The organism is Moorena sp. SIO4A1, from assembly GCF_010672065.1.
GTDB lineage: Bacteria > Cyanobacteriota > Cyanobacteriia > Cyanobacteriales > Coleofasciculaceae > Moorena.
On record NZ_JAAHHX010000479.1, the window covers coordinates 1 to 1,798 of the forward strand.

Annotated in this window: 1 protein-coding gene; it reads left to right on the forward strand. The window is 44.2% G+C overall.

Features of this window, described 5'->3' with window-relative positions; translation table 11 throughout:
• On the forward strand, positions 1 to 1,454 hold a 1,454-nt coding region (locus F6K53_RS39680), incomplete at its 5' end, for a hypothetical protein (RefSeq protein ID WP_293085500.1).
• Between the last annotated feature and the right edge of the window lie 344 nt (positions 1,455 to 1,798).

Sequence of the window (1,798 nt, forward strand, 5' to 3'; positions counted from 1 at the left end):
CAGATATCCATGGTGCTCCAGAGCAAGATTTTGCCGCTAATCACTTATCGGTAGGTAGTAATCTACAGGTATCGGGTAATTTGGAAGTCAATTCTGGATTGCATACCACCGGTTCAGTGAGCATAGATGAGAATTTAACTGTTAGCAATGGCATCACCACTAATCAACTCAGTGTAACAGGTAGTGTGACCACGCCGTTAACGATTGATAATACCCTAACTGTTAACGGTGCGATCGCGACCAATCAACTTAGTGTGACAGATAGTGCGACTACTGGTTCACTAACGGTAAATGATAGCGTTGGCATTGGCACGACTACTCCCACAACACAGCTGGATGTTAGAGGATATCTCACCCTAGAAGTAAATGATAATCCTATAATATATACAGGGACAGGAACATCAGACTTAAACAGGTATCTGGGTCTGATAAATTCTCGTCAGCATCAAAGTGCTTCAGGATTAAAAGCAGGAAGCATTTTAGTTGCCGACGATTATCTTTATGCCAATCCCAGCAGGAATAATTTGATTGTAAAAGGCAACGTCGGAATTGGTACAATTAATCCTCGCGAAAAACTAGAAGTATTGGGCAGAGCAAGGATCACTGAAGGTAATCAATCAACTTTTGGTGGGCACCTTTATCTTTCTAAGCAAGATGGTCAACCAGGTCGTGGTCAGTGGCATATTAATATTGCACCTAATAATGCCCTAAATTTTGTTGAATCTGGTATTGCTGATTATCGCTTAGTAATTAAACACGGTGGTAACGTTGGCATCGGGACAAATGACCCAACCATTAAACTGGACGTTAGAGGAGGATGGATTGGCAGTGGTGATAGTTCCCAAACTGTGGGTGGCTGGAGATTGGGAAGATGGCCTGGATACAACAGTGCTAATACATGGGTGTATCTGAGCAGAACTGATACCAGTGTTAATACCCAGGCAACTTATCAGGATTTAGCAGTTGGTGCTCTGTGGGCTGGTGGTGCGCTACGATTTGGCAGTGCTTCTGACCTGGCTGAAATGACACCTGTGAAGTCGGAGGATGGTCTCGAAGCTGGCGATGTTGTTGTAATTGTTGAACCAGAAGATGATCGGGTGCTGCTGGGAAAAAGTAACAAGGCTTATGACTCTAAAGTTGCAGGTGTTGTTTCAGATGCAAAGAGCGCTGGTTTGATCATAGGAGGTTGTCATACGGAAGATATGACTCGCAATGATGTTAAGCCCATCGCGCTCGCAGGAAGGGTTTTAACAAAAGTTACCCTGGAAAATGGTTCGATCAAGGCTGGTGATTTTTTAACTACATCTTCCACGCTAGGTCACGCCATGAAGGCAGCTAAGCCGGGGTATGTCATAGGAAAAGCCCTTCAGTCCTTTAGTGGTGGCTCAGGTGGTGAAAGCACTGGAAAAATATGGATACTTGTGAACCTCAGCTGGTTTGGTGGTGAACCTTAGATCTGGGAATTCAATAGCGATCGCTTCTAATACCGAGTTGCATTCAAAGAGAGTAGATTAGTTGGATAGGGAGATAGGGAGATAGGGAGATAGGGAGATAGGGAGATAGGGAGATGGAGAGATTGGCGGAAGAGAAAGTTGTACCTTTGACCGCAACTTAGTATAACTTGAGTTAAATAAAAAGATTGAAACTAAACATAAAAAAATAATTGCTTTCTAGGTGAACCATATGGGTAATCAACGGGCAAGCCAAACCAAAAACAACCAAACCACCCCAACGGGGAAAACCGTTCAAGCCAAGCCAACCCCCTTGGCTACCCATAGTCCGGTTCACCCCCTCCTGA